Source organism: Pasteurella testudinis DSM 23072 (assembly GCF_900176075.1).
Classification (GTDB): Bacteria; Pseudomonadota; Gammaproteobacteria; order Enterobacterales; family Pasteurellaceae; genus Chelonobacter; species Chelonobacter testudinis.
This window is the reverse complement of record NZ_FWWV01000008.1, coordinates 20,125-41,781: the sequence shown is the minus strand read 5'-3', so window position 1 is coordinate 41,781 and position 21,657 is coordinate 20,125. Positions and strand designations below refer to the sequence as shown.

Annotated in this window: 20 protein-coding genes and 3 tRNA genes; 17 read left to right on the top strand and 6 right to left on the bottom strand. The window is 50.0% G+C overall.

Annotated elements, in window-relative coordinates:
• Window positions 1-4: 4 nt before the first annotated feature.
• The 6 genes from bioD to B8880_RS04810 form a co-directional block, all read right to left on the bottom strand.
• Window positions 5-652: a dethiobiotin synthase gene (gene bioD, locus B8880_RS04835; protein ID WP_084256465.1), complete on the bottom strand. Its 648-nt coding sequence runs from the start codon at window positions 650-652 to the stop codon at window positions 5-7.
• 5 nt (window positions 653-657) lie between these two features.
• On the bottom strand, window positions 658-1,449 hold the full coding sequence (gene bioC, locus B8880_RS04830; protein ID WP_244165607.1) for a malonyl-ACP O-methyltransferase BioC: 792 nt from the start codon (window positions 1,447-1,449) through the stop codon (window positions 658-660).
• Window positions 1,440-2,090 carry a DUF452 family protein gene (locus B8880_RS04825; protein ID WP_084256463.1) on the bottom strand — a complete coding sequence of 217 codons (651 nt, stop codon included), beginning with the start codon at window positions 2,088-2,090 and terminating at the stop codon, window positions 1,440-1,442. Before B8880_RS04825 ends, bioC begins: the two co-directional genes overlap by 10 nt.
• Window positions 2,087-3,250, bottom strand: coding sequence for an 8-amino-7-oxononanoate synthase (locus B8880_RS04820; protein ID WP_084256461.1), 1,164 nt, complete (start codon window positions 3,248-3,250; stop codon window positions 2,087-2,089). The genes B8880_RS04825 and B8880_RS04820 overlap by 4 nt, the downstream gene beginning before the upstream one ends.
• Window positions 3,244-4,551, bottom strand: a complete 1,308-nt coding sequence (gene bioA, locus B8880_RS04815; protein WP_084256459.1) for an adenosylmethionine--8-amino-7-oxononanoate transaminase — start codon at window positions 4,549-4,551, stop codon at window positions 3,244-3,246. The genes B8880_RS04820 and bioA overlap by 7 nt, the downstream gene beginning before the upstream one ends.
• A gap of 108 nt (window positions 4,552-4,659) precedes the next feature.
• Window positions 4,660-5,769, bottom strand: coding sequence for a methionine biosynthesis PLP-dependent protein (locus B8880_RS04810; protein WP_084256457.1), 1,110 nt, complete (start codon window positions 5,767-5,769; stop codon window positions 4,660-4,662).
• 268 nt (window positions 5,770-6,037) lie between these two features.
• Here B8880_RS04810 and B8880_RS04805 point away from each other — a divergent pair.
• The 17 genes from B8880_RS04805 (at window position 6,038) to B8880_RS04725 (ending at window position 21,608) form a co-directional block, all read left to right on the top strand.
• Window positions 6,038-6,113: transfer RNA gene (locus B8880_RS04805), tRNA-Gly, on the top strand.
• A gap of 30 nt (window positions 6,114-6,143) precedes the next feature.
• Window positions 6,144-6,217, top strand: a tRNA-Cys gene (locus B8880_RS04800).
• Window positions 6,218-6,230: 13 nt separating this feature from the next.
• Window positions 6,231-6,317, top strand: a tRNA-Leu gene (locus B8880_RS04795).
• 232 nt (window positions 6,318-6,549) lie between these two features.
• Window positions 6,550-7,458 (top strand): D-alanyl-D-alanine carboxypeptidase family protein, encoded by a 909-nt coding sequence (locus B8880_RS04790; RefSeq protein ID WP_084256455.1) that lies wholly within the window; start codon window positions 6,550-6,552, stop codon window positions 7,456-7,458.
• Between the two features lie 424 nt (window positions 7,459-7,882).
• The gene (locus B8880_RS04785; protein WP_084256453.1) at window positions 7,883-9,466 is read left to right on the top strand and encodes an ABC transporter substrate-binding protein; all 1,584 of its coding nucleotides are present in this window, start codon (window positions 7,883-7,885) and stop codon (window positions 9,464-9,466) included.
• A 72-nt stretch (window positions 9,467-9,538) separates the two neighbouring features.
• Window positions 9,539-10,492, top strand: coding sequence for an ABC transporter permease (locus B8880_RS04780; protein WP_084256451.1), 954 nt, complete (start codon window positions 9,539-9,541; stop codon window positions 10,490-10,492).
• Window positions 10,492-12,486, top strand: a complete 1,995-nt coding sequence (locus tag B8880_RS04775) for a dipeptide/oligopeptide/nickel ABC transporter permease/ATP-binding protein (protein WP_084256449.1) — start codon at window positions 10,492-10,494, stop codon at window positions 12,484-12,486. Before B8880_RS04780 ends, B8880_RS04775 begins: the two co-directional genes overlap by 1 nt.
• Complete coding sequence (locus B8880_RS04770) at window positions 12,483-13,295, top strand: ATP-binding cassette domain-containing protein (RefSeq protein ID WP_084256447.1); 813 nt, start codon at window positions 12,483-12,485, stop codon at window positions 13,293-13,295. The genes B8880_RS04775 and B8880_RS04770 overlap by 4 nt, the downstream gene beginning before the upstream one ends.
• Before the next feature lie 115 nt (window positions 13,296-13,410).
• Window positions 13,411-15,078 (top strand): FAD-binding protein, encoded by a 1,668-nt coding sequence (locus B8880_RS04765; RefSeq protein WP_084256516.1) that lies wholly within the window; start codon window positions 13,411-13,413, stop codon window positions 15,076-15,078.
• Window positions 15,079-15,182: 104 nt separating this feature from the next.
• Entirely contained in the window at window positions 15,183-17,552 is a 2,370-nt protein-coding gene (gene mbhE / locus B8880_RS04760) for a hydrogen gas-evolving membrane-bound hydrogenase subunit E (RefSeq protein WP_084256445.1), read from the top strand.
• Window positions 17,539-17,976, top strand: a complete 438-nt coding sequence (locus B8880_RS04755) for an MnhB domain-containing protein (RefSeq protein WP_115306422.1) — start codon at window positions 17,539-17,541, stop codon at window positions 17,974-17,976. Before mbhE ends, B8880_RS04755 begins: the two co-directional genes overlap by 14 nt.
• 13 nt (window positions 17,977-17,989) lie before the next feature.
• Window positions 17,990-18,415 (top strand): NADH-quinone oxidoreductase subunit K, encoded by a 426-nt coding sequence (locus B8880_RS04750; protein ID WP_084256441.1) that lies wholly within the window; start codon window positions 17,990-17,992, stop codon window positions 18,413-18,415.
• Entirely contained in the window at window positions 18,415-19,893 is a 1,479-nt protein-coding gene (locus B8880_RS04745) for a complex I subunit 5 family protein (protein WP_084256439.1), read from the top strand. The genes B8880_RS04750 and B8880_RS04745 overlap by 1 nt, the downstream gene beginning before the upstream one ends.
• Entirely contained in the window at window positions 19,893-20,270 is a 378-nt protein-coding gene (locus tag B8880_RS04740) for a Na+/H+ antiporter subunit E (RefSeq protein WP_084256437.1), read from the top strand. Before B8880_RS04745 ends, B8880_RS04740 begins: the two co-directional genes overlap by 1 nt.
• Window positions 20,257-20,592: an MrpF/PhaF family protein gene (locus B8880_RS04735; protein WP_084256436.1), complete on the top strand. Its 336-nt coding sequence runs from the start codon at window positions 20,257-20,259 to the stop codon at window positions 20,590-20,592. Before B8880_RS04740 ends, B8880_RS04735 begins: the two co-directional genes overlap by 14 nt.
• Window positions 20,576-20,914 (top strand): monovalent cation/H(+) antiporter subunit G, encoded by a 339-nt coding sequence (gene mnhG / locus B8880_RS04730; RefSeq protein ID WP_159460720.1) that lies wholly within the window; start codon window positions 20,576-20,578, stop codon window positions 20,912-20,914. Before B8880_RS04735 ends, mnhG begins: the two co-directional genes overlap by 17 nt.
• Window positions 20,880-21,608 (top strand): CPBP family intramembrane glutamic endopeptidase, encoded by a 729-nt coding sequence (locus B8880_RS04725; RefSeq protein WP_159460719.1) that lies wholly within the window; start codon window positions 20,880-20,882, stop codon window positions 21,606-21,608. The genes mnhG and B8880_RS04725 overlap by 35 nt, the downstream gene beginning before the upstream one ends.
• The last annotated feature ends 49 nt before the right edge of the window (window positions 21,609-21,657 follow it).

Here is a 21,657-nt window from a genome sequence, read left to right as displayed (position 1 = left end):
GATTTTATTGTGCGATAAGCGGCATCACGATAAATTCCGCCTGCGGAAAATGCGTTGCCAGATAACGCTGCAAATAGGCTTGGGTTTCGTTTTCGATAATCGGATCGATTTGCGGATATTGGTTATAAATCAGGGCTTGTAACGCAATACCGCGCCTTTGGCAAACTTCAAGGCTCAACAAGGTGTGGTTGATACTGCCGAGCTTGCCCGACGTGACCAACACCAGCGGATACCCCTGTTGTTGCAGATAATCTAAGCTGGTGATTTCGTCTGTTAACGGCACTGCCAAGCCGCCGGCGCCTTCAATCAGCACCACCTGATATGCCTGCGCCAATTTTTGCGTATCGGCAGTAATCCAATCCAAATTAATCGTGCGCCGCTCCCTTGCCGCCGCCAAGTGCGGTGAGCAGGGATAATCGAATACATAGCGGCAGGTCAACCCGTCCAAATCCGCTTGTTGCAACGCAAGATTTTGCAGTTTTCGGTGCTGTTGGATATCGGCGGCAATACCGCTGCAACCGGTCTGCACCAGCTTTTGCGTGATCACCGAAGCGCCTTGCGCCGCCAAGCGATTGGCATAAAATGCGGTAGCAATGGTCTTGCCGACATCGGTATCGATTCCTGAGATAAAAATAATCTGTTTGCGTTGCATAAATTCTATTTCCGTTTTGCCAAAATCAGCAGCGGCGCATAAGTCAACCGCACTTTGCTGTGATTTTCGTCATCACACACGCCAAACCGTTGCTGATAGCGCTGATAAAAATCCGCTAACTTGCCTTTTGTCCAAGCCTGTTGATTGGTGGCGGTAACACCGGTGGCTTTTAAATGGCGCAAAACCGCACTTGGCTGGGTAAAATGGCAAACAATCCGTTCGCAGTCCAGCGCCAATAATTCAAAGTGCGGTTGCAGCCACGCCAACCACCGCGCTTTGTCGGGATAGTTCAAGCCGATTTGGGTTAATTGTTTGATTTCAATTAAATTATCCGGCAAAAACGTGCTGAACAATAACAGCCCTTGCGGTTTTAGCGCCTGCTCCGCCAAACGGATAAACCGCTGCGGCTGCGAGAACCATTGCACGGTAGACGCCGATGCCAACAAATCCACCGGTTGATCAAGGGTTAAATATTCGGCATCACCCGCCAACAATTGCACCGTTTCCGTCGTCAACCACGCCTGTGCTTGTTGCAAAGCAAGCGGATTGAGATCATTCAGTTGCCACGACCGCACTTTGTGCGATTGCGCCGATAATTGTTGTGCCAACAGGCGGGTCAACCCGCCGCTGCCGCAACCGATCTCCAAAACCCGCTCAAATTGCAAGCGCCCGTTTTGCGCCAACATTTGGCATAAACGCCGATTGATCTGCGCCTGCGCCCGTGCCTGTTGATCATAACTGGGCAAGGCTTTGGCAAAACAGCGTTGAATCCGTAATTTCTCGCGGCTCAACGGCATATGGCGATCCAGTTATCGAAGTGCGCAAAGCAAAAGTGCGGTGCGTCAATTTGTTCGATACGGCAGCCTTGCCGCTGCCAATACGCCAGTTGATTGGCGCTGGGGAAAATCCGATCTTGGCTGCCGACTATCGCTTTTTGCCAGCGGATATGCGGCGCTTTCGCCGTTGCCAACGCCTGATAAACCGCACTTAATTCCGCTTTGATTTCGTCGTTCGCGCGCAGTGTGCCGGCTTGATATTGCCGTAGCACCTCGCGGCTGCCGCACATGCGGCGATCGAATTTGGCACGGGTGCTGTCATCAAAATTGTGCAACGTGCCGCTAAATACCGCACTGGGAATGCCGAATTGGTCGTCGATTAAACCGGGCGTGCCGTTAATCGCCACGCTGCTTTGCAGGGAAATGTTTGCCGGCAAACACTGCTCCGCCGCCCACACCCCCATCGACCATGCGACCAAATGCAACTGTTGATAACGGCTGAGATCGAACTCAAACTGCAACGTGCGGTAATCCCAGCACAGCAGCAGATCGTAATCGTCGGGAATATCCCAGCGGCGCACCAAGTCAGGCGACGTTCCCCAACCGGCAAAATAGAGGATTAAACGGCAGTTGCCCGCACCGGCAATCAATTCGGTCTTCATTTTTTCTCCGCCGTTAACATTGTCAAAAGTTGATCCAATTCCGCTTGGCTGATGTCCGCCGTCAGCGAAAAACGGATGCGCGATGTGCCGTTCGGCACGGTCGGCGGACGGATCGGCAGACAGTAAAAACCGCACTTTTGCAGGCGTTCGGCACTGGCAACGGCGGCGGCATTATCGCCTAAAATGTAGGGCACGATATGGGTGCTGCTCGGCATCGGCGCTTGGGTGAAATCTTGCACCGCCGTGCGCAATTGCGCGCTTAACGCCGCCAACCGCGCCCGTTGCGGCTGATATTGCGCCAAGCGCCGCATCACAAAACCGCTCCACTGCACGATTAGCGGCGAAAGTGCGGTGGAAAAAATCAATGGTCGCATTTTGTTGATTAAATAGTCTTTAATCACCTGATCACACAGCAAATACGCCCCCATCGACGCCAGCGCCTTGCCGAACGTGCCGACCAAAAAATCGATCTGCCCGATACAACCGCACTTTTCCGCCAGCCCCAACCCGTTTTGTCCGAACACGCCAACCGCATGCGCTTCGTCAACGTACAATAAAATATTGCGATATTGCCGTTTGAATTGCAGCAAGTGCGGCAAATCCGCGGTGTCGCCGTCCATACTGAACACGCTTTCGGTGACAATAATAATCCGTTGGTAACGAGCGGCATATTTTTCCAGCAATTGCTGCAAATGGGCGTAATCATTATGGCGGTAACGTTGATAATCGGCGCCGGACAGGCGAATGCCGTCGATCAAACTGGCGTGCACCAGTTTATCTGCCACAATCAAAGTCTGCTTATCCGCCAGCGCCGGTAAAATACCGATATTGGCGTGATAACCGCTGTTGAACAGCAAGCAGGCTTCACGCTGAAATTGGTTTGCCATTAAAGTTTCCAACTCGGCATAAACCGGAAAATTGCCGGTCAGCAAGCGTGACGAGGAGGAGGTCAACGCCACTTCGCCGACATCGGTTTGCGCAAAAAATTGTTGCTTTAAGCTGTTGTCCGAAGCCAATCCCAAATAATCGTTCGAGGAAAAATTGAGCATTTTGCGCCCGTCACGCCAAATATATTTCCCCTCATGGCAAATATCAGGCAAAGTGCGGTATTGTCCTTGCGCTTTCAGTTGTTGCACCTGTTCGGCGTAAAAATTTAACATGCTTGCGGATACTCTTGTTGCAGCGCACGCAACAATCCGGCAGTTAAGCGGGACAGTTGCGGCGGCGTGATAATAAACGGCGGCATCAGATAGACCAATTTGCCAAACGGCCGCACCCACACGCCCTGTTCAACCAAACGCGCTTGCAGGCTCGCCATGTTGACCGCACTTTTCATTTCCAGCACGCCGATTGCACCCAACACCCGCACTTCCGCGACGCAATCCCAAGCGGCGGCAACGGCAAGCTCTTGCCGCAATTGCCGTTCAATACGGGCGACATTGCCCTGCCAATCGCTTTCCAACAACAATTGGATCGACTCCGCCGCAACGGCGCACGCCAACGGATTCGCCATAAAGGTCGGGCCGTGCATAAAACAACCGGCTACGCCGCTGCTGACGGTATCGGCAACCTGTGCGGTAGTCACGGTGGCGGACAGGGTCATGTAGCCGCCGGTCAGCGCCTTGCCGAGGCAGATAATATCCGGCGTGGCATTGCCGTACTGCTCGGCGTGCTGCAAGGCGAATAATTTACCGGTTCGTCCAAATCCGGTGGCGATTTCGTCAAAAATCAGCAGTACGCCGTGCTGTTCGCACAATTTTTTCGCTTCGATCAGATAACGCGGCGAATAAAAATACATGCCGCCTGCGCCCTGCACTATCGGCTCTAAAATCAACGCCGCAATCTCGTCGGTGTGGCTTGCCAGCAGCTCGGCAAGCGGTTGGATATCCGCCGGATCCCACGCCTGATCAAAACGGGTTTGCGGCTGCGGCAGGAAAAATTGAACCGGCAAACGTTGGCTGAACAGCGAGTGCATACCAGTGACGGGATCGCAAACCGACATCGCATGCCATGTGTCGCCGTGATAACCGGCACGAATGGCGGCAAATTTACAGCGCCGCACTTGTCCCAGCGCGTGTTGGTACTGCACTGCCATTTTCATCGCCACTTCCACCGCAACCGAGCCGGAATCGGCATAAAAAATATGCGTCAATGCCGGCGGCAAAATCTGCAACAGCAAGCGCCCTAAACGCACCGCCGGTTCATGGGTCAAACCGCCGAACATAATATGGCTCATCTGTTGCAGTTGGCTCGCCGCCGCTTGATTCAAGCGCGGGTGGTTATACCCGTGCAACGCCGCCCACCACGACGACATGCCGTCAAGCAGCGTGCGCCCGTCTTGTAGGGTGATTTCCACGCCTGCCGCTTTTGCCACCGGATACACCGGCAACGGATCAAGGGTTGAGGTGTAAGGGTGCCATAAGTGTTGGCGGTCAAACTCTAAAAGTGCGGTCAAATTCATATTCTTATCATAATTTAAAAAACGAACGCCATTCTAACATAGCAATAAAAAAGGATATCCCCATGAATATCCCTTTATATTATATTAAGTTAATTGACTTAAACTCACTTATTGCAAACCGGCAAACGCCTGCGCCAAATCGGCTTTGATATCTTCCACATTTTCCAGCCCGACGGAAAAACGCAATAAGCGGTTGCACACGCCGCGTGCGATTCTCTCCGCTTCCGGAATATCCATATGGGTTTGCGTTGCCGGATAGGTGATGAAACTCTCGGTGCCGCCCAGACTTTCGGCAAAGGTGATCAGCTTGATCGCTTTCAGGAACGGATTGACCCAGTTTTCATCTTTCAAACGGAAAGAGAGCATACCGCTCTTGCCGGAATACAATACGTCCAGCACTACCTCTTGCTGCCGCAAGAATTCGGCAATCGCCTGCGCGTTTTGCTGATGGCGCTCCATGCGCAACGCCAGCGTTTTCAAACCGCGTACCGCTAACCACGAATCAAACGGCGACAACACCGCACCGGCACCGTTTTGCAGATAGAATAAGCGTTCACCCAGCTCCTGCCCTTTGGATACGATTAAACCGGCCAACACATCATTGTGTCCCGACAAATATTTGGTTGCGCTGTGGATTACCAAATCAGCACCGTGTTCAATCGGGCGGAACAGCACCGGCGTTAAGAACGTGTTATCCACGATTAATAACAGATTGTGCTTTTTGGCGATTCGGCTGATCGCCGCCACATCGCACTCTTCCATCAGCGGATTGGACGGTGTTTCGACAAAAATCGCTTTGGTATTCGGCGTGACCGCACTTTCGATCGCCGCCAAATCTGCGGTATTGACATACACCGGTTTAACCGAATGATTGTTTTTGTAGCTGAAATCCAACAAACGATAAGTGCCGCCGTACACATCGCTGGAAATAATCCATTCGTCCGGCGCGCGGAACAACGACATCAACAACTGAATCGCCGCCATGCCTGAGGCACAGGCAAAACCGCGATCGCCGCCTTCCAAACGTGCGATTCCCTCTTCCAATACGGTGCGGGTCGGGTTTTTGGTGCGGGTATAATCGTAGCCGGTCGATTCGTTGATACCGCGATGACCGTAAGCAGTGGAAAGATAAATCGGCGCCGAAACCGCACCGGTTTGCTCATCGCTACGGTTGCCTAACTGGGCGAGTTCGGTTTCGATTGAGTAGGTTTTCGTCATAGTATTACGCCTTTAAAAACAGATGGAATAAGGGAATAAAAAGAATTTATTCTTACATAAAGCTCGGCAGGATTAAAGTGCCTTTCGGCCTCTTTCGCCAAACTTGCCGAAAAAAACGCACAGGCGGCGCATTTTGGAATGAAATCCGGCTAAACCACTCATTTTTTCGGCAATCAAACAAAAAATTGCAATCAGCCATTGACACTAAATCAGAAGTCAGTAAAATGCGCACCACTGATTAACGACAGTCAATGTTGTTGTTTAGTTTGCGGGAATAGCTCAGTTGGTAGAGCACAACCTTGCCAAGGTTGGGGTCGCGAGTTCGAGTCTCGTTTCCCGCTCCAAACAAATCCTAGACAAATCATTTATCTAGCGGCGTGTTAGCAAAGAGGTTATGCACTGGATTGCAAATCCATGTAGCTCGGTTCGATTCCGGGACACGCCTCCATCTAATCAGTTCTGCCCGAGTGGTGAAATCGGTAGACACAAGGGATTTAAAATCCCTCGGCTTTCGGGCTGTGCCAGTTCAAGTCTGGCCTCGGGCACCATTTAAAAATGATTTAAAATCAAAAAGACAGCTACTTCAGGTAGCTTTTTTTATATCTATACTTTTTCTTCCTTACTTTTCTAATTTTGCTACTGACGACTATCAGAAAAAATAATATCAACAAAATATTGCAATATCAGCTAACAAAATAATAAAAAATATGCTTAAATTACGCAATTAAGTCTATTTTTTATCATTTTGAATTTCCATCTCTCACTCGGTAGGTTATTTTTATGCCTAATATCAGATCTTATTTTGATAAACTCCAAAAAGCATGGTTGGTTGCATTATTTTTATCCGCTTCACCGCTGCTGTCCGCACAGTCTTATGTGGTGTATGATTTTACCCATAACAAAGTTTTAGAAAGCAGTTCAGCGAATAGCGTTCGCCCGATTGCATCGGTCACCAAATTGATGACTGCCATTGTCTTCTTAGAAAATAACCGCAATGCCAACTGCCGTGCCAGTATTACACAAGACGATCACGACTATATTAAAGGCACAAGCACTAAATTACCGAAAAATACGCCTATCTCCTGTTCAGAATTATTAAAGGCAATGTTGGTCTATTCCGACAACTATGCTGCCCATGCCCTCGCGCGCTCTGCCGGTATGAGCCGCGCTAAATTCATTCAAAAGATGAATGAAAAAGCAAAAAAATTAAAGATGAATGCCACCCGTTTTAGCGACAGCTCCGGCTTGTCCAGCCAAAATGTCTCGAGCGTGATGGACTTGGTGAAACTGGCGAAATATGCGTTAAACAAGCCTGAACTGAAAACACTGTCCAACATGCGCAACACCTACATTCGCACCAGCCGCAGCAATGTGTTTATGCAAAACACCAATAAATTGGTGCGCGAAGAGATGTTCGATGCCGCCATCAGCAAAACCGGCTATATCCGCGAATCGGGTTATAACTTGGTATTTATCAATAAACACCGTTGCGATGATGATGCCACCATCGGCGTGATTAGCCTAAACAACAAAAGCTCCGCCGCCCGCTCCAACTTTACCAAAAACAAACTCAAGGCTCACGGCTGCCTCGCATTAAATGATTTGATTATTAATGAAAGCAATGATCAAGATATTGAAGCCTATGATCAGGTTGGGCTGGATCTATTGATTGAACAGGTGGCGAGTTAAAACCTTGACGGCTTTCACCGCACTTTGGGCCCTGTTGCTCCGCTTGTAACCTAGGGCTTCTTTTACCATTTTCTCATGCTTATTGATAAGCATAAATATCCCAATAATCGCGCCGCATTTTTCACCAGTTGTGACTTACTTCTCACTTTCTACAAAACATCTTGCTTTTAATGGGATTCTTGTTGACCCTATCCGAATGGAGAATTATGATAGCTACACTTCACGATATTTTAATCGTGGATAAAAACACTTCAAACTAACATTGAAGTCGCTTATTTCACATCAACCGCACTTTAGCGGCAGTAATGCGGCAGTTTCAGGCGGTGATGAAAAATTGCTTATAGGTTCTCTAACCACTATAAACAACACCGAATGCGCGCAATACTTGCGACGCATTTAATCAATACATAAAGGAGCGTTGCATATGACTACATCACATAACGAATCACGCCGTCATTTTATGAAACTCATGGGCGGAGTCGGTGCCGGACTGGCATTCTCCGGTACATTGGGAACATTCACCAATCCGGCTTTCGCACAAGTCGCCACAGCCGGCAGCATCGAAGCAGGGATTGCCTATCCGTTGTCCACCGGATTTGACCCATTAACCTCAAGCGGCGCATCTTCTTATGCTGCCAACCTGCACATTTTCGAAGGCTTGGTTGACCTGCACCCTGCCACCCGCAAACCTTATTTGGCATTAGCCGGTGCCGAACCGGTGCAAGTTGACGACACCACTTGGCGAATCACACTGCGTGACGGCGCGACATTCCATGACGGTAAACCGGTGACAACCGAAGATGTGATTTACTCTTTCGAACGTGTATTGAACCCTGAAAACAAATCCTTGTTTGCCCAATTTATTCCGTATATCGACAAAGTCACCGCCGTTGATGATAAAACCGTTGAATTTAAACTGAAATATCCGTTTGCGCTGTTCACCGATCGTTTAACTATCGTGAAAATCGTGCCGAAGCACGTTATCGAAGCCGTCGGTCAGGCGAAATTCGATGCGACGCCAATCGGTTCCGGTCCGTTCAAATTCGTTTCTGCGGTGAAAGACGACCGTATCGTATTTGCCGCCCACGAAGGCTATAACGGTATTTATCCTGCCCAAGTGAAAGACATGACATGGTTCCTGTTGTCCGATGACTCCGCCCGTGTTACCGCGCAAGAATCCGGCCGTATCCAAGCGATGGAAAGCGTGCCTTATTTGGACGTTGCCCGTCTGCAAAGACGTCAAACCGTTGAGTCCGTGCAATCTTTCGGCTTGCTGTTCTTGATGTTCAACTGTGAAAAAGCGCCGTTTAACGATCCGAAAGTGCGTAAAGCGTTACACTACGGATTGGATACGCAAGCCTTGATCAATACCGCACTTATGGGTAATGCCGAGCCTGCGACTTCATTCCTGCAAACCACCCACGCCGATTACGTTAAAGCCCCAACCCAATATGATTACGACGTGAAAAAAGCGGAAGCGTTATTGAAAGAAGCCGGTGTCAACGAGCTGTCCTTCAAGCTGTTGGCTACCGACCACTCTTGGGTGAAAGACTGTGCACCGTTGATTTTGGAATCTTGGAACAAAATTCCGGGTGTGAAAGTCAGCTTAGAACATCTGCAATCCGGTGCGTTATACGGCCAAGCCATTCCGTCTGGCGATTTCGGTGTGGTGATTGCGCCGGGCGATCCGTCAGTGTTCGGTAACGACGTTGACTTGTTGATGAGCTGGTGGTATCGCGGTGATGTTTGGGCGAAAAACCGTTATCGCTGGAGCGACACGCCGGAATACGCCAAAGTTCAAGAATTGTTGGACGAAGCCGTGAAAGCGAAAAACAACGACGAAGCGAAGAAAATCTGGGCGCAGGCCATTGATATCATCGCTGATCAAGTTCCGCTTTATCCGTTATTCCACCGCAAACTGCCTACTGCGTGGGATGCGAAAAAACTCAACGACTTCCAGCCATTACCAACAACCGGTCTGTCTTTCATCGGTACCGGTCGCAAATAATTAAAAGCCATACTGCAGGTATCGCAAGATACCTGCACATCTTAATTCATTGTTTTATTTGGAGAAAACCATATGGAAATTGTGTTGCGTTTGCTGTTGCGGCGCTTGCTTGCCCTACCGGTCATGATGTTCGGGGTGACGGCATTAGTGTTCGTTATTCTGCAACTCAGTCCCGGCGACCCGGCTATTATCGCATTGGGGGACAGTGCCAGTGAAGCGGCCAAAGCCCTGTATCGGGAAACCCACGGCTTAAATGATCCTATTTTGGTTCAATACGGACGTTATATCGTTAACTTATTTCATTTAGATTTTGGTGTCACCATGCCGCCGGAACAGCCAATCAGTTCGCTGATCGCCAAAGCCTTTCCACTAACCTTGCAATTAACCTTTATCGGTGTTTTTGTCGCCGCCATCGTGTCTTTTAGTTTGGGCGTTGTCGCCGCACTTTACCGCGATCGTTGGGTTGATCAGGTTATCCGTCTGCTTTCCGTTGCCGCTGTCGCCACCCCGTCATTCTGGTTGGGGATCTTATTAATTCAATGGCTCTCGTTAGACCATGATATTTTTCCGTCTGGCGGATTCGTGCCTTTCAGCGAAAGTCCGAAAGACTATGTTTTATCCATGACCTTGCCGTCTTTGGCACTTGCCGTGCCGGTTTGCGCCTCGCTGATTCGGGTGGTGCGCACCACAATGGTGGAAGAAATGGATAAAGATTACGTCCGTACCGCAATCGGTAACGGCGTGCCTTACTCTACTGTTATTCGCTATAACGTACTGCGTAACGCCTTAATCACACCTGTGACCGTATTGGGTCTGCGTGTCGGTTACTTATTAGGCGGCGCGGTGGTTATCGAACAAATCTTCGATTTACCGGGAATGGGGAAATTGATTTTCAACGGCATTGTCAATCATGATCTGCATTTAGTACAAGGGGTTGTATTAACGATTGCGTTTACCTTTATTTTGGTCAATATCATCGTTGATATATTGTATTTATTGATTAATCCAAGAATCCGGAGTCTATGATGCTACGTCAAGGTTTAAGTAAACGTTTAGCCAGCGGCGGCGCCCGCTTTCAAGCACTGCCGTCCAGCGCCAAACTCTCGCTCTCATTTATTGCATTGATTATTCTGGTTGCGGTTTTCGCCCCTTGGGTCGCCACGCACGACCCGTTGGCAAGCGGCATTCCGGCGCAAGCGCCAAGCTGGAATAACTGGTTCGGAACCGACCGTCTGGGGCGTGATGTATTCTCACGCATGGTTTACGGCGCGCAAACCTCGCTGATTATCGGCTTGGGCTCGGTCGGCTTGGCAATTCTGTTCGGTGCGATCCTAGGTTCGACCGCCGCCACCGCCAGCCGCTGGGGCAACGAAACCATTATGCGCTTGATGGATATTATGATGTCCTTCCCTGCAATCGCTTTAGCCGCAGTATTGTTGGTGACTTTCGGTAACTCCTTGCCGATGATCATTCTCGCCATTGCCGTGGTTTACACGCCGCAGCTCGCCCGTGTGGTACGCGCCAACGTAGTCGCCCAGTGGGAAGAGGACTACATTCGCGCCGAACGCGTGTTAGGCGCCAGCCGTCCGTATATTCTGATTAAGCACGTTGTGCGCAACACCGCCGCTCCGGTATTGGTATTCGCCACCGTAATGGTTGCCGATGCGATTGTGTTTGAAGCCTCGCTCTCTTTCTTGGGCGCAGGGGTGCAAGCGCCGGCTCCGTCTTGGGGCAACGTTATTGCTTACGGGCGTAATCTGGTGTTGAACGGCGGTTGGTGGGCAACCACATTTGCCGGTTTGACCATCTTGTTAACCGTCTTGGCGTTAAATATTTTAGCGGAAGGTTTAACCGATGCGCTGGTCAATCCGAAACTGCGCAAAACCACCAAAACCGATAACAGTGCCGAAAAACCGGCAACCATTCTGGGCACAGACGTGCAGGAAGCGATGGCTGAAGGCTTGGCGCTGAAACGCTACCTGTTTAATTTGCACAACAAAGAGATCAGCCGTAACGATCGTATGCAGCTTGATCCGAACGCCAAACCGATTTTACAGGTGAAAAACCTCTCAATCCGTTTCCCAAGCCGTTACGGTCAAACCCCGTTGGTGGATAACATCAGTTTCACCGTCAATGAAGGCGAAACCATGGGCTTGGTCGGCGAATCCGGCTGCGGCAAATCAATTACGGCGTTTTCGATTATGGGATTATTACCGCCGTCCGCCAAAATCAGCGGCAGCATTACTTTCTGTGATCGCAGCGGCAAAGAGCATGACCTGTTGACGTCCACCGAGTTAAACCTGTTGCGCGGTACTGAAATCGCCATGATCTATCAAGATGCCTTGAGCGCCTTGAATCCGTCAATGCGGATCAAAGCGCAAATGGCGCAGATTATCAATCGCGGCAGCAAACACACCGCCGAAACCCTGCTGGAGTGGGTGAAACTCGATCCGGCGAAAACCTTAAACCGCTATCCGCACGAATTGTCCGGCGGACAACGGCAACGGGTGTTGATCGCTATGGCGTTGGCAAGAGAACCGAAACTGGTTATCGCCGACGAACCGACGACCGCACTTGATGTAACGGTGCAGGCGGAAGTGATCAAACTATTGAACGAATTACGGGAAAAACTCGGCTTTGCGATGGTTTTCGTCAGTCACGATCTGGCATTGGTAGCGCAAATGGCACACCACATCACCGTGATGTACGCCGGTCAAGTGGTGGAAAGCGCGCCGACTTCACCGCTGTTAGCCAATCCGATGCACGAATATACCCGTGGTTTGCTCGGCTCGGTGTTATCCACCGAAGAGCGTGCCGAACGGCTGTATCAAATTCCGGGCAGCGTGCCGTCGCCTTACGACTTTGCCGTCGGTGACCGCTTCGCAGGCCGCTCGTTGCGCCCTGATGCCAATCCGGATCAAAAATTACCGTTAGTACCGGCAGGCGACGTGCCTAACCACTTCTGGGCTTCGCACTTAGCGGCAAACAGCCAAGCTACTGAACAAGGGGAAAATGTATGAGCAGCAGTATCAAAGTCATCAAACCGCAACATATCATCAACTTAAAAGATATCGTGGTGCAATTCCCTTCGCGTGACGGTTCATTATTCAGCCGCAACAAAGTGACGGCGGTCGGCGGCGTGGATTTCCACGTCAGCGCCGGTGAAACCGTCGGTATCGTCGGCGAATCCGGTTGCGGCAAATCCACCCTCGCCAATGTGATGATCGGCTTGCAGCCACCGACATCGGGCGAAGTCAAATTCAACGGTTTGAAAATGCAGTACGGCAGTGCCGCTGCACGCAAACAGTTCGGGCGCCAAGTGTCGGTGATCTTCCAAGATCCGGCAACCGCACTTAATCCGCGTATGAAGGTGTTCGATATTCTGCGCGATCCGTTGGATATCCATAACGTGCTCGAACCGCACGAACGTGAGAAACGGGTGTACGAGCTGTTGTCCCGTGTCGGCTTGCCGCGTTCCGCCGCTGCCGTCGAACCGACCCGTTTATCCGGCGGACAGAAACAACGTGTCGCCATTGCCCGAGCCTTAGCGTTGAATCCGTCCTTGATCGTTGCCGATGAACCGACTTCGGCATTGGACGTATCGGTGCGGGCGCAGGTGCTGAACTTGTTGGCGGATTTGAAAAAAGAGCTGAATTTAGCGATGGTGTTTATCTCGCACGACATTCAAACCGTACGCCAAGTTTCTGATCGGATCGTGGTGATGTTCGGCGGCAAAATCGTCGAAACCGGCTCTTCCGAACAAATTTTCGAAACGCCGCAACAAGATTACACCCGTCGTCTGCTCGGCGCAGCACCGTCATTACTTTAACCAACAATTGCTGTAAACCAGCAATCGTTGTAAACTCAGCCCAGCAATGCCCAACCGCACTTTGCTTTTAAAAGCATAAAGTGCGGTTTTTTACTTCCTACTTAGCTTAATGAATATGATGAAAACCCAATTTCAGATCCAAACTGTGATTGAAACCGATATTTTAATCGTCGGCTCAGGTATCGCCGGACTCAGTGCGGTAAAACAAGCCTCCGAGCAGCATTTACGTTCCGTCTTAATCACTAAAAATAAGATCGCCGGCGGGGCAAGTTTTTTTCCGTTAAAAGCCACGCTCGGCATTCAAGTCACCGGCGATGAAGAGGACAAAGTGCGGTTTCATGAGGACATCACCCGTGTCGGCAAAGGTATGAACAATCCTGATGTGGTCGAAAATTATCTGAATGAATCCAAGCAAGGCATTGAATTATTGGAAGGCATCGGTTTTCAGCCGTGGTTGCGGCAAGATAACCGCCCTGCCTGTTTTGCCAAATACCCACGCCCGATCTATTTAATTTCCGAGTGGGCAAACGCTGCCAAAAAGGCGCGTGAAATTTTAGATCATAACGCGCTGAACCGCTATTACGAACAAGCCACGTTAGTTAAAATTATCGCACCGAATAATCGGGTGGCAGGTGCGGTATTCCAACAGGAAACGGCTGATGGCGTAGAATTCATTTTTTGCCGTTGCCATGCCGTGATACTGGCAACCGGCGGCATTGCTTCATTATATAAAAACAATCTTTATCCCAATGATATTGTCGGCTCGGCACACGCGATCGCGTTAGATGCCGGTGCGTGTGCAATCAATATGGAATTTATTCAATTTATTCCGGCATTTTTAGCGCCTAAGCGCAAAGTGCTGTTTGGCGAACACACCCTAAAATATTGCACGGCAGTTTATGACAGCAATGATCAACCGCTGTTTAGTGATATGTCGGAGCAGGCGTTTCGGGCAATGATGGACGAACGCAGCGATTACGCGCCGTTTAGCGTCGATTTTGCGGCGAAACGCTTTGATTTGACCGTTATGCAGGCGATTCAACGAGGCAGTAACGGGGTGCGCTTAACCTTTTCTCCGGCATTATATCAAGATCAAAGCGAATTTTATCGCGTCTATCTGGATTGGCTGAAACAAAAAATCGGTGTTGATCTGCTGCAAGATCGTGCGGTGATTGAACCCTTTGCGCACAGTTGCAACGGCGGAATTGAAATTGACGGCAACAGCGAAAGTGCGGTTAACGGGTTGTTTGCCATTGGCGAAGTCTCCGCCTGTATCGAAGGTGCAAACCGCTTAGGCGGTAACTCGGTCGGCGGCAGCTTAGTTTTCGCAACCCGTGCCGTGCGACGTGCCAAACAGTATTGTCAAATCGCACTTTCGCCGCTTGACGTAAATGAGATTGAAGCTGAATTAATCAAAACCTTTCCGCAACCACTAAAACAAGAAGATGAAGAAAAAAATCTAACTGCCAGCGACATTTTTAGCCAAGTGCGAGAGACATTAGCGTTAAATGCTAATGTTTACCGCAATCAACAAGGACTGCAACAGGCGTTGGGAGTAATTGAACATCATCTGCGCCATTATCGTGTCAGCCAATATGGGGTAGAATTATATTGGTCATTACGTTGTGCCGAAATGCTATTGCAGGCAATGCTTGCCCGTCAAGAAAGCCGTGGCGCACATTTCCGCTCGGATTATCCGTACGAGAGCGCCAATGTCGAAAAATTGCAACTGCGCTTACAACGCGGAAAAATTAAGGTAACACGCTTGAAGTCTGCTTTTTAAGCGACAAGTCGGCTTGACGGTTGACTAAATCTAACAAAAACGTTACTTTTATTAACAATATTTTATTTTTTAATACCGTTTAATTATAAGGCGATAATTCAAACATGGCACATATCGATCCGACGTTATCGGGAAAAACTCCGACAAAAATTGAAAAAATACTTTGGAGCTTATTACCGTTAAGCGGATTAATCGCCGTGATTTTTCTGTGGATAGAAAACCATCAACCTGCCTATCAATATCAATTCCCTTGGTTCAGCCTGATCGATCTCAATTTTCTGATCTATATCGACGGGCTTTCGCTGCTGATGTTGTCGTTGATTACCGGCATCGGTTGCGCGGTTTATCTGTACGCCGCGGGCTATTTTGCCGACCACCCACAACTGCGGCGGCTGTATGTGCTGCTCACGGTGTTTATGCTGGCAATGATCGGTTGCGTGATTTCCGATCATCTGCTGCTGTTTTTCCTGTTTTGGGAACTGACCAGCATCACCTCTTTTCTGTTGGTTTTGTTTAACTATCAAGCGGAAGAAAACCGCAATTCCGCCAAACAGGCGCTGCTGATCACCGGCAGCGGCGGGCTGTGTTTGCTCGCCGGATTTTTATGGCTGTGGCATTTGACCGGTACGGCGCAAATCTCGGAAATCATCACACTGTTACCGGATTACATTACACAACCGCACTTTAAGTGGATTCTGGTTTTGATTCTGCTGGGCGCGTTCACCAAAAGCGCCCAATTTCCGTTTCAATTTTGGCTGCCGAATGCGATGGCGGCGCCGACGCCGGTTTCCGCCTATTTACACTCGGCGACGATGGTCAAATTAGGGATTTTCCTACTGGCAAGGTTGGATTACGCCCTGTCCGACTGGGCATTGTGGCAGCAGATTTTGCAAACCGTCGGATCGCTGACGGCGGCATGGGGCATGATGCTGGCGCTGCGTGAGCGGGATTTGAAGAAAATTCTGGCGTGGTCAACGGTGGCGTCACTCGGCACCATGGTCGTATTAATCGGCTTGGACAGCAGCTCGGCATCGATTGCGGTCGTCACCTTCGTGCTGGCGCACGCGCTGTATAAAGCGCCGCTGTTTTTCGTTGCCGGTAATATCGATCATGCCACCGGCACTCGGATTATCGATCATCTCGGCGGCTTAAAACGCTATATGCCGTGGACTGCCACCGTTGCCATTTTAGCCGCACTTTCGATGGCGGGTATGCCGACCTCGTTCGGCTTTATCGCCAAAGAAGCGTTGGCGGTGGCAAAAGAGGCGGACGACACCCTGCCGTTCAGCGCCTATGGCAATATTATCTTCAGTATTATCGCCGTCGCCGTTGCGGCGGTTGCCGCCATTCGCGTATTCTGGCAGCACCCCGGCAGCAATATTACGCCGCATGTGCATGAAGTGCGGATCAAAATGTTGCTCGCGCCGGCATTGGTGGCGATTGTCGGTCTGTTTATCGGCTTAACGCCGCAGTTGGCGATTCCGTTTATCAAAATCGCCGCACAAACCATTACCCCCGATCCTATCGGCGACGTTGATCTCTACTTCAACTGGGAAGCGCTGCAAACCACTGGTTTAACGATTTTAGCGACCGTCGTATTCGGGTTAATCGTATTCCATTTTTGGGATAATTTGCACCATGCCTTCGACCGCTTCCTCAAACTGTTTCCGCAATGGGGCGGGGCGGCGACTTATACCCGTATCGTCGATCAAATTCCGGCGTTGACCTCGCGCGTGACCGGCCGTTTCCAGCACGGTTTGCTTTCCGGTTATATCCAGTGGATTTTGAGTTTCACCTTAATCAGTTTGACCCTCAGTCTGATTTGGGCGCTGGTGCAAGGAATGAAAATCAACGTCGACTTGGCTGCGCTAATCGATCCGTTGCCGAATGCCGGCTTAATCACCGCGGCGATTATGATCGGTGTCGGCGCAATTTGTGTGATGTTATCCAGTAAACCGTTTATTTTACTGCTCAATTCCGGCTTGGTCGGTTTCGGATCGGCGTTATTGTTTGTCTTTGTTGCCGCACCCGACGTAGCATTTACCCAGTTTGTGGTCGAAACCATTCTGGTGATTATTTTAGCCTCGATCCTGATTATTTTGATCCGCAACGATTCCGCCGATTTCAACCGCCCGCAGGATCGGCGCAAACACCCAAAACGGCTGGTGCTGACCCTGCTGCTTGCGGTGATTGTCGCCAGTATTATCGTGATGACGATTGTGGTGATATTGGGGCTGGATTTCGATCACGCGATCTCTGATTTTTATATCGAAAACAGTGTGCCGACGGCTTACGGACGCAATATCATCAATGTGATTTTGGTCGATTTCAGGGCACTGGACACCTACGGCGAAGTCGCTGTGATGTTGTTCTCGCTGCTTGCCGCACGTCCGTTACTGCGTGAACTGAAACGCCAAACCGGTTTAAAACGCAAAACTGAGGACAATGATGAGGTTGACGATGAAGCCCGCTAAGATTCTGTTATTGAGAAAAACCGCACTTCCGTTATATTGGATCGTGCTGCTGACTTCGTTGGTCATTTTGCTGCGCGGTCATAACGAGCCGGGCGGCGGTTTTATCGCCGGTTTATTGGCGGCTTCGGCTTCGATTTTATGGGCAATCGCCTTTTCCGCCAGGCAAGCGATGAAAAAGCTGCCGTTCTCCTCACCGCTCAATTTGGCGGCCTGCGGCATGTTGCTCGCCGCCGTTGCCGGTATTCCGGCGCTGATATACGGACAGGCGTTTTTATACCATTTTTGGGCGACGATCCCGTTATTCTTTTTCGAGTATAAAATTTCCACAGTACTGCTGTTTGATTTAGGCGTCTATCTCTGCATTTGGGGAGTCGTCAGCGGCTATGCCATTATGTTATTGCAAACTACCGAATATCAAGATTGAGACGAAGATAAATATGACCTTAGTTATTTTGATTACCTTATGGATCACTCTGATCGCAGCAATCTATCTGCTGTTGTCACGCCATGCGTTGCGGATTGTGATCGGTTTAATGCTGCTCGGCAATGCGGTCAATTTCATTATTCTGCTGTCCGGTCGGGTTTATTCGACGGTTCCGGCGGTTGTGCCTTACGGCAAGGAGATCATCAGTAATCCGGCCAATCCGTTGCCGCAAGCGCTGATTCTGACTGCGATCGTGATTAGTTTCGCCCTGACCTGCTTTTCCGTCGTGTTGATGATTAAACTGATTAAACGCTTGGGAACCGATGACATTAATCACTGGCGCGAAGCCGAACCGTTGAACAACAGCGGCTATAAACCGTCGATTTATAATGACGGTGACCACGACGATTGGAAAAAATATCGTAAGGATCTGTGCTGATGAATTTTTTAGTCGTTTCACCGGTACTGCTACCGCTCTTGGCCGCCGCAATCACCGTTATCCTGCGTTACCGCCAAGCCCCCCAATACTGGATCGGCTTATTGGCGGCGGTGTTGATCCTGCTCAACCACTGCCTGATGTACGCACCGTTGCAGCAAGCGCCGCAACTGGCACTATCTTCGCAATTCGGCGAATGGCCTTTGCCCTACGGGATCGGCTTCCAGATTGATGTGTTGAGCTATATCATGCTCACCATTTCCGCCCTGATGACGTTGTGCTGTCTGCTGTTTATGCTGTCCGGCTTGAGCACCCGCCCGCTGAATTCACTGACCCTGCCGCTGACTTTCGGGCTGATCGCCGGAGTCAACGGCAGCTTTATTACGCAAGATTTCTTTAATCTGTATGTTTGGTTTGAAGTGATTCTGATCTGCGCCATCGGTTTGCTGGCAATCGGGCGCAAAATCTCACAGCTGGACGCCGCGTTTAAATATATGGTGCTGAATTTGTTCGGCACGCTGTTGCTGCTGACCTCGATCGCCTTATTATACGGCGCCACCGGCAACCTCAATTTCCAAGCCGTACAAGCGGCGTTAGCCGCTATCAGTGCGCCGACCAAACTGATGATTATCACCCTGTTTATCGTTGCGGTCTTGATCAAGGTCGCCGCATTTCCGGTCTTTACTTGGATGCCGGCGTCTTACCACACCTTACCGATTCCGATTATGGCGCTGTTTTCCGCCCTGTTGACCAAAGTGGCGGTTTACACCCTGCTGCGCACCCTGTCGCAGGTGTTCACCCCCAGCATCGAGATTTTACACGGAGTATTGGCTTGGATCGCCATCTGTACGATGGTCGTCGGCGTGTTGGGCGCGGCTTACCATTGGGACATGCGCCGCATTTTGGTGTTTCACAGCATTTCCCAAATCGGTTATATCTTGCTGGCGATTGCGCTCAGCGGCACTGACGGCAATGCCGCGGCGATTTATTACACCTTCCACCACAGTATCGTCAAAGCCTGCCTGATTTTAATCGCCGGCATTATCTATCTATACGCCGGCAGCTACGATCTGCGTAAAATCGGCGGCCTGTATAATATCAAACCTTGGCTGGCAATCCTTTTCGCTATTCCGGCGTTGTCGTTGGTCGGCATTCCGCCGTTCTCCGGTTTCTGGGCCAAGGTGCTGCTGTTACGCGAAACCATCGAACAAGGGCGCGCGTTGTGGACGGCGATCGCCTTAATCGTCAGCGTATTGACCCTGTATTCGATGATGAAAATCTGGTTCGAAGCATTTTGCAAACCGCACCCGCTGGTGTGCGACAGCAACAGTGTTTGGCAGCCTACGGTGCGGCAAAATCTCAAACCGGCAGTGATTGCGGTCAGCATTCTGTGTGCCGTGATTCTGTTTATCAGCCTGCTGCCGAATCTGTTATACGATTTCAGCGCTCGTGCCGCGTTGCAATTGGGAGGTCTGTTGTAATGGCAATCAAAAAAACCTACGCTGCGTTGCAACTCTGTGTTCAATTTTTTTGTTTGATGGTCAAATCCGGTTTCGCCACGCTGTTGTTGATTATCAAGTTGCAATTCAAGCTGAAAAAATCGTTGCAAGACAGCTATATTACACTGGAAATTCCGCATGTCAGTGAAACCGGTTTGGTCGTGTTGTCATGCTTGATCAGTTTGACACCGGGCACTTCGCTGCTGGACATCAACAGTGAAAATAATCGCTTGCTGCTGCATATTTTAGACGCGGAAAAAACCGATGAATCCGTTCGCGAAATCAAACAAAAATTCGAACCTTACATTATGACGCTGTTTGCCAAACAGCCCGAGCGAGGGAAACATGCTGCAATTTAGCCTGATTTTTATTTCACTCTGTGCCCTGAGCGCAATCCTGTTTGTGATCGTGCAGATTCAAAAAGGTAAGGACGATGCAGATAGAATCGTCGCACTGGATATTTTATTGGCCGCTGCGCTGATCCTCTGTATTGTCGCTGCGCTGATGATCGAACGCACCGTATTGCTCGACGTGGCAATCGGACTTTCTCTGGTCGGATTTATCGGTACGGTCGGCTGGTCGGCGGTGATTCGGCGTAAAAACGACAATCAGCAGCAGGAACAGCTGCCCGAACAACCTGAAAAACAACATGAGCAAAAGCGACATGAACACCATTCTTGATATTCTAGGGATTATTTTTTTACTGCTCGGAGGCGTAAGTCTGGCGGTTTCGGCACTTGGTCTGCATATTTTACCGAACACCTTAAGCAAGCAACACGCCGCCACCAAAGCAGGCACGCTTGCCGTAACGCTGGTTGCACTCGGTGCGGTTCTGACGGTGTGGGATTGGGGCTGGACGATTCGCTTGGCAATTATCATCTTGTTTTTAATCCTGACCCTGCCGATCGCCTCGCATATGTTGGCAAGAGCGGCAATAAAAGACAGCAGTCTATTAAGCGATGAAAACCATGCGGCGATCAAATACCACGCCAAAACCCGCTAACGTCGAACGAGCCAAAGTGCGGTCAAAAGTCGCCATGCAAACATTGCACGCCAACAGCCCGCCGGCCGAGCCTAAATCGGTCTGGCTAATCATAGAGTTTTTCGCCATTTTTATTGCCGTACCATTGCTCTATCTGTTCAAGCTGTTACCGAACAGCAGCATGATTCCGTTATTGTGGGGTGTTTTTCTTTATAGCGTGCTTATCCTAAAGGCACATCGGGTACGCTGCTTTTATTGGGATCTGAAAAAATCGATGCTGCTGCCGCTGTTTTGGCGGGCAAGTGCGGTTTGCGCCGCTTTAATTTGCTTTACCTTACTTGTCATGCCGCAGAACTTTCTTGCGTTCGTCCGCCACGATCCCATGCTTTGGTTGCTGGTGATGCTGCTCTATCCGATTCTCTCCGCCTTTACCCAAGAAACGATATTTCGCCGATTTTTCTTTTTCCGCTACCGCACTTTATGGCATAACAATCAGCGGTTGGCGATCGTTCTCAGTGCGCTGCTGTTCAGTTATATGCACATTGTTTTTCTTAATTATGTCGCGGTGCTGTTCACGCTGGTCGGCGGTCTGATCTTCGCCGCCCAATACCGGCGCCATCAAAGTCTGATACTGGTCAGCTTGGAACACGCAATCTATGGCAACATGGTGTTTACCGTCGGCTTGGGCGCTTACTTTTATCACGCCGCAATATAAATAAAAAACCCTGTATTGGGGTAGTAATACAGGGAAAAGTCAGAGGCTT

Excerpts from the sequence above, each read along its gene's own strand:
- B8880_RS04770 (WP_084256447.1), top strand. The coding sequence starts at position 12,483 with ATGAGCAGCAGTATCAAAGTCATCAAACCGCAACATATCATCAACTTA.
- B8880_RS04765 (WP_084256516.1), top strand. The coding sequence starts at position 13,411 with ATGATGAAAACCCAATTTCAGATCCAAACTGTGATTGAAACCGATATT.
- B8880_RS04780 (WP_084256451.1), top strand. The coding sequence starts at position 9,539 with ATGGAAATTGTGTTGCGTTTGCTGTTGCGGCGCTTGCTTGCCCTACCG.
- B8880_RS04725 (WP_159460719.1), top strand. The coding sequence starts at position 20,880 with ATGCGGCGATCAAATACCACGCCAAAACCCGCTAACGTCGAACGAGCC.
- B8880_RS04775 (WP_084256449.1), top strand. The coding sequence starts at position 10,492 with ATGCTACGTCAAGGTTTAAGTAAACGTTTAGCCAGCGGCGGCGCCCGC.
- bioD (WP_084256465.1), bottom strand. The coding sequence starts at position 652 with ATGCAACGCAAACAGATTATTTTTATCTCAGGAATCGATACCGATGTC.
- mnhG (WP_159460720.1), top strand. The coding sequence starts at position 20,576 with ATGAACACCATTCTTGATATTCTAGGGATTATTTTTTTACTGCTCGGA.
- B8880_RS04790 (WP_084256455.1), top strand. The coding sequence starts at position 6,550 with ATGCCTAATATCAGATCTTATTTTGATAAACTCCAAAAAGCATGGTTG.
- bioC (WP_244165607.1), bottom strand. The coding sequence starts at position 1,449 with ATGCCGTTGAGCCGCGAGAAATTACGGATTCAACGCTGTTTTGCCAAA.
- bioA (WP_084256459.1), bottom strand. The coding sequence starts at position 4,551 with ATGAATTTGACCGCACTTTTAGAGTTTGACCGCCAACACTTATGGCAC.
- B8880_RS04785 (WP_084256453.1), top strand. The coding sequence starts at position 7,883 with ATGACTACATCACATAACGAATCACGCCGTCATTTTATGAAACTCATG.
- B8880_RS04750 (WP_084256441.1), top strand. The coding sequence starts at position 17,990 with ATGACCTTAGTTATTTTGATTACCTTATGGATCACTCTGATCGCAGCA.
- B8880_RS04735 (WP_084256436.1), top strand. The coding sequence starts at position 20,257 with ATGCTGCAATTTAGCCTGATTTTTATTTCACTCTGTGCCCTGAGCGCA.
- B8880_RS04745 (WP_084256439.1), top strand. The coding sequence starts at position 18,415 with ATGAATTTTTTAGTCGTTTCACCGGTACTGCTACCGCTCTTGGCCGCC.
- B8880_RS04820 (WP_084256461.1), bottom strand. The coding sequence starts at position 3,250 with ATGTTAAATTTTTACGCCGAACAGGTGCAACAACTGAAAGCGCAAGGA.
- mbhE (WP_084256445.1), top strand. The coding sequence starts at position 15,183 with ATGGCACATATCGATCCGACGTTATCGGGAAAAACTCCGACAAAAATT.
- B8880_RS04755 (WP_115306422.1), top strand. The coding sequence starts at position 17,539 with ATGAAGCCCGCTAAGATTCTGTTATTGAGAAAAACCGCACTTCCGTTA.
- B8880_RS04740 (WP_084256437.1), top strand. The coding sequence starts at position 19,893 with ATGGCAATCAAAAAAACCTACGCTGCGTTGCAACTCTGTGTTCAATTT.
- B8880_RS04825 (WP_084256463.1), bottom strand. The coding sequence starts at position 2,090 with ATGAAGACCGAATTGATTGCCGGTGCGGGCAACTGCCGTTTAATCCTC.
- B8880_RS04810 (WP_084256457.1), bottom strand. The coding sequence starts at position 5,769 with ATGACGAAAACCTACTCAATCGAAACCGAACTCGCCCAGTTAGGCAAC.